The sequence below is a fragment of the Runella sp. genome (assembly GCF_027484545.1).
Classification (GTDB): domain Bacteria; phylum Bacteroidota; class Bacteroidia; order Cytophagales; family Spirosomataceae; genus Runella.
Genome location: NZ_JAIXST010000054.1, coordinates 1 through 5,951 on the forward strand (window position 1 = coordinate 1; position 5,951 = coordinate 5,951).

A 5,951-nucleotide genomic window follows, 5' to 3' on the forward strand; every position below is an offset into this window, starting at 1 on the left:
ATATTTCTTTTTGTTGCTAATTTTGAATGACATCTGATTGGAGTTAAATTAGTAAGTGAGATTCCTAACTAACTCTTTTCGGGTGTCTTTTGTCTTTACCCTATTTTAAAACAGCCTCTTACTACAACCTGTTTAGTGGCATCCTCGCCAAAGACGGTGCAAGTTTACCCGGCGCAAGTATCGTCGTGAAAGGTTCCGACCGAGGAACAAGCGCTAACTCTACCGGAGATTTTACCATTTCCGCCCCCACCAATGCAACCTTAGTAGTTTCCTTTATCGGTTACAAACCGCAGGAAATTGCTGTTGGCAACCAAACTTCCTTTGATATTTCGCTGGAAGAAGATGCGTCTATTCTAAGTGAGGTTATCGTTACTGCTTTAGGTATTACCCGCGAAAAGAAAGCCCTTGGGTATTCGGTGCAGGAGGTAAGCGGTAAGCAAATGACGCAGGCGCGTACCACTAACTTTGTGAATGCGCTATCGGGTAAAATTGCCGGAGTGCAGGTAACGGGTTCCAACGGAGCACCGGGCGCTTCTTCCCGTATCCTGATTCGGGGGGCCAGTTCTATTGGAAGCAACAATCAACCCTTGTTTGTCGTGGATGGAATCCCCATTGATAACGGTAACTATGGATCAGGTACGGGCGTTGATTACGGAAATGGCGCGGCATCCATCAACCCGGATGATATTGAGAACGTGAGTGTTCTGAAAGGACCAAGCGCAGCGGCTTTGTACGGTTCGCGCGGTGCCAACGGCGTTATTTTAATTACGACCAAAAGTGGGAAAGGCTCTAAAGGCATTGGTGTTTCTGTCAATACAAATACGGCATTTGATACCCCTTTCCGCCAGCCTGAATGGCAAAATGAATATGGACAGGGAAATAAAGACCTGTTTTCATTTGTAGACGGAACCGGAAAAGGAGTAAACGATGGAGTGGACGAAAGTTGGGGCCCAAAAATGGACGGTCGGCTTTTGCCCCAGTTTGATTCTCCGGTCGCGGCCGACGGCACACGCACGCCAACACCGTTTATCCCGCATCCTGACAACGTGAATCAGTTTTTTCAAACGGGTAAAACCTATACTAACAACATCGCGATTACGGGTGGTAACGAAAAAGGTGATTTCCGACTTTCTTTTACCGACTTGAAACAATCGGGGATTTTGCCCAATACTGACTGCAAACGTCGTACTGTATCGCTGAATGCGGGTTGGAATCTGACTAAAAAGCTGAGCATCAGAGCAACCGGAAACTATGTAGTGGATGGTAGCGATAACCGTACCAACTGGGGCTTGTACTTTATTTGGTTCGGTCGTCAGGTAGATATGGAAAAACTCCAAACCTATCAGGCACCGGGCAGTATTTACCAAAACAACTGGAATTACAACTATTGGACAAATCCATACTACGTACTGAACCTGAGCACGAAATACAATAAGCGCGATCGTGTGTACGGAAACTTGGCTGCCACCTACAAATTCAACAATTGGTTGACCCTGACAGCGCGCAGCGGAACCGATGTATACATTGACCGTCGTAAAACCAAAAATGCCGCACGGATTGATAACCTCAACGGAGCAAAACAATACGATAGCTACAACGAAGAACAAATTTTTATTCGCGAATCAAATTCTGATTTCCTATTGAGTGCAACGCACAAATTCGGTGATTTTGACGTAGCAGCCAACGTAGGTGCCAACCACCGCACCAACTACTATCAACGTAACTACATGGGAGCGACCGAATTGGCCATCCCGCGCGTATGGAACTTGGGTAACTCACGTCAGGCCAAAGTAGCCGAAAACTCGTTTACGCAAAAGGAAGTAAACAGTGTGTATGCCGCCGCAAATATCGGTTTCCGTAATTACCTGTTTGTGGATGTAACCGCCCGCAATGACTGGTCAAGCGCGTTACCTTCCAACAACCGCTCTTATTTCTATCCTTCGGCTGCCGTAAGTGCGGTTTTGACGGATATGTTTAACTTGAATTCTACCGTTTTGTCCTTTGCTAAACTACGGGCTGGTATTGCTCGGGTAGGTAATGATACCGATGCGTATCGTCTGATTCAGGCATATAAATACGAAAACCCGTGGGGTAGCACGCCTTCATTGTCGAAAAACAACGCTATGTTGAACTCTACTTTGAAGCCTGAGTTGACCAATTCATACGAAATCGGGGCTGAAATAAAGTTGTGGCGCAACCGGGTTGGTTTGGACGTGACGTATTATGATAAAGAGTCTTTCAACCAGATTTTGGACGTGAATATTTCACAATCTTCGGGTTTTAACTCAAAACTGCTGAATGCGGGTAGATTACAAAACAAAGGAATTGAGGTTCAATTGAGCGCAACACCCGTGAAAGTGGGCGATTTTCAATGGGATATTGCTGTCAACTGGGCACGTAACCAAAACAAAGTTATTGAATTGGCTGAAGGCTTGACAACCTATACGTTAGGAACAGTGCGCGGAATGTCAATCGAAGCACGCGTTGGACAACCTTACGGGACATTCTTTGGACAAGGCTTTGCGCGTGACCCGAGCGGTAACATTATTTATGACAAGAGCGGTTATCCTACCCTGAACCCGACCCGCCGAATACTGGGCAACTTTACTCCAAAATGGATTGGTGGTTTCCAGAATACATTTAGCTATAAAGGAATCACGCTGAGTACATTAATCGATGTAAAACAGGGCGGAGATATTTTCTCACAAACGGTCAATATCGGCCGCTATACCAGTGTGTTGGCAGAAACCGTTGTAGGTCGTGAAACAGGAATTGTAGGAAACGGTGTAGTCAATACTGGAACAGCTACCGAGCCCGTATATGTACCTAATGCTACGAAAATTTCTTCGGAAGAGTGGCATAAAAAATACTACGCCTTGACAAACAACGAAGCCACAATTTTTGACGGGAGCTACGTAAAACTGAGAGAAGTAAAGTTGTCGTACACATTCAGCGGTCAAGTGTTTAAAAAATTACCTTTCCGCGATTTGACAATTTCGGCAGTGGGTAGAAACTTGTTGCTTCTCCGCAGCAATGTACCACACATTGATCCTGAAACCAGCTACTACAACGACGGAAACTTGCAGGGAATTGAGAATGGTCAAATCCCAACGACCCGCACGGTTGGTTTCAATGTTAGCTTTAATCTGTAATGAGTTTAACAAGACTTGGAAACTTTCCAAGTCTTGTTAATTCGGTTCCCATAACACTCAAAATGAACAATCACATGAAAAATATATTTCACTCTTTCCGATATAAACTATTGACGGCCGTGCTGATGCTCAGTGTTTCGGCCTGTACCGAAAAATTTGACGAAATCAACACAAACCCCAACGCACCTTCGGTGGCGACGGCCGATCTGTTTCTGCCCCACGGTATCCAAAGTGCGGTTGATAACTACTGGGGCGGTTCGTTGGGAATGGACATTGGCGATTTGATTTCGCAGTATTGGGCGCGAATTCAATACACTGACATTGACCAATATTCTATTTCAAGTGATGTGTACAGCGGGGCTTGGCAGACGTTCCACGTAGAGGCGCTGGCTGATTATCAGCGCATTTATAAATTGGGCGTTGAAACTAAGAACCCTAATTATCAGGCTGTCGCGCTGATTATGCGTTCGTGGGTATTTTCCCTGTTGACGGATGTGTATGGGGATATTCCTTATACACAGTCGGTTCAGGGATTGGAAGGGGTGTTGCAACCTAAATATGATACTCAAAAAGAAGTGTATGCGGGTATCATCAAGGAGTTGAAAACCGCGAATGATATGATTGATGCCGTTGACAAGACTAAGGCAATTGCCGGCGATATTCTTTTTGCCAATGACGTAACCAAATGGAAAAAATTTACCAATTCGTTGACTATAAGACTTCTAAATAGGATGTTGAGCAAAACGGATGCGACAATGGACGTTAAAACAGAAATCAACCGAATTTTGGGTGACCCCGCCAAATATCCCGTGATTAGTGCGGTTTCTGAAACCATTCAATTGAATTATTTGGATGCAACTAATAACAATAACCCCATTAACCAAAATCGCAAAACCCGTGATGATCATCGCGTAAGTGCGACGCTTGTCAATAAACTGGCGGCGCTGAAAGACGCTCGTTTGGCGGTTTATGCAGATAAGCCTGCTGATGGTGGCGATTACAAAGGGGTTCCCAATGGCCTTTCCAATGCAGATGCCAATGCCTTAGGCTTGTCAAAAACCTCAAAAGTGGGTGCGTTTTTTGTTGGGCCAACCGCTCCGGGGGTAATTTTGAGTTATGCAGAATTGCTTTTTATCAAAGCAGAATTAGCTTATAAGGGAATTACGGCAGCAGGCGATGCCGCCGCCAATTACGCCAATGGCATCACGGCTTCACACAGTCAATACAAGCTTACCGTAAGCCCGGATTACCTGACTGCCAATGCTTTCAAGACCGGAACAGAGGGGTATAAGCAAATTATGGAACAAAAGTGGATTGCTTTGTACGGACAGGGAATTGAGGCTTGGACGGAGTTTCGTCGTACGGGTTATCCTGAGTTAAAACCGTCAGTTATTAACGTCAATGCTGGAGTTATTCCGACGCGTTTGCCATATCCGGGTTCTGAAGAGTCGCTGAATTTTACGAACTTTAGTGCAGCCCTCAAACAACAGGGTGGAGCCAACGATATGAAGTTGAAACTCTGGATTGCGAAGTAATTGTGAAAAGACTCTTTTAACTCCGGCTTTTAAGCCGGGGCGATGTAAAAGTAAATAATAAGGCTTTAGCCATGACATTCCATGGCTAAAGCCTTGCCTTATAAAGATTTATGCTAAATCGTTGCACACTAAAAATCTACAAATGAAAACCTTTATTCAAACCACCCTTATATCCTGTTTTGCGCTTACGGCTTTGTCAGTAGCTGCGCAGGATGATGCAGCTTTGCTGAAAAAAGCCAAGAAAATTCACGAGAAAGCATTTACTGTCGATACACACGCCGATACACCAATGTTGCTCTTGCGGTGGATTTGACATTACCAAAGACAACGACGCGCGCACTACCAACAGCAAGGTGGATTATCCACGCATGAAACGCGGCGGATTGGATGCTATCTTTTTTGCCGTTTATTTAGGACAAGGCCCACGAACGTCGGAAGCGCATGAAGCTGCCAAAAAACGCGCATTGGGGATTTTTGATGCCATCAATACTACGCTCAAAAGTACAAGCGAATTGGCAGAATTAGCCACGACTCCTGATGATGCTTACCGCATCGGAAAAACAGGCAAGCGCGTTATTTTTATCGGAGTGGAAAATGGGTACGCTATGGGTCATGATTTGCTCATGTTACAGAAATTCTATGATTTAGGAGCTCGCTACATGACACTTTGTCATTCCAGCAACAACGACATTTGTGACTCTTCAACCGACCCTAAAGGGGCCGAATACCAAGGCTTAAGCCCATTGGGTGAGCAAGTGGTGAAAGAAATGAATCGCTTGGGGATGATGGTTGATGTTTCGCACGTGTCAGATTCTACATTTTATGATGTTATTCGGTTGTCTAAAGTTCCTATCATAGCCAGCCACTCAGGCGCAAAGGCTATTTGTAATCATCCGCGCAACTTGACGGACGACATGCTGAAAGCATTGGCTAAAAACGGCGGTGTAATTCAACTCAATTTGCTGAGCGATTACATCAAAACGATTCCAGCGAGTCCTGAGCGCGAAGCGGCAATGAAAGACATTTACGAAAAATATAACATTAAAGACCGTCGTGGGATGATGACGTTACCCGAAGCAGAGCAGCAAAAAGCGCGGGCAGAATTTACGGAATTGAATAAAAAATATCCTATTCAGTTAGCCACCGTAGGGTGATTGCATCAAGTGTTAAGTTGGTTTAACAGGGTTTTAAGGTAAGCATCGTCGCGAGCGGCTTTCTTTCGCTTACGAGCCAAACTCATTTCAGTCGGCTCTCGCTTTAAGAG

The 5,951-nt window shown here is 45.0% G+C and carries 4 protein-coding genes; all 4 read left to right on the plus strand.

All coding sequences use genetic code 11. The features are described from left to right. The first annotated feature begins 89 nt into the window (after window positions 1–89). The 4 genes from Q0081_RS05040 to Q0081_RS05055 all read left to right on the plus strand — a co-directional run bounded on the left by Q0081_RS05040 (window position 90) and on the right by Q0081_RS05055 (window position 5,841). Complete coding sequence (locus Q0081_RS05040; RefSeq protein WP_298349998.1) at window positions 90–3,152, plus strand: SusC/RagA family TonB-linked outer membrane protein; 3,063 nt, start codon at window positions 90–92, stop codon at window positions 3,150–3,152. 74 nt (window positions 3,153–3,226) lie between these two features. Further along, a complete protein-coding gene (locus tag Q0081_RS05045; RefSeq protein WP_298350000.1) occupies window positions 3,227–4,687 on the plus strand; it encodes a SusD/RagB family nutrient-binding outer membrane lipoprotein in 1,461 nt (486 codons plus the stop codon). 142 nt (window positions 4,688–4,829) lie between these two features. Further along, window positions 4,830–5,000 carry a hypothetical protein gene (locus Q0081_RS05050; protein WP_298350002.1) on the plus strand — a complete coding sequence of 57 codons (171 nt, stop codon included), beginning with the start codon at window positions 4,830–4,832 and terminating at the stop codon, window positions 4,998–5,000. Between the two features lie 40 nt (window positions 5,001–5,040). Then, window positions 5,041–5,841: a dipeptidase gene (locus Q0081_RS05055; RefSeq protein WP_298350004.1), complete on the plus strand. Its 801-nt coding sequence runs from the start codon at window positions 5,041–5,043 to the stop codon at window positions 5,839–5,841. The last annotated feature ends 110 nt before the right edge of the window (window positions 5,842–5,951 follow it).

What these genes read in the sequence shown, in the direction of transcription:
- Q0081_RS05050 (WP_298350002.1), top strand. Translation starts at nt 4,830, where the DNA reads ATGAAAACCTTTATTCAAACCACCCTTATATCCTGTTTTGCGCTTACG.
- Q0081_RS05045 (WP_298350000.1), top strand. Translation starts at nt 3,227, where the DNA reads ATGAAAAATATATTTCACTCTTTCCGATATAAACTATTGACGGCCGTG.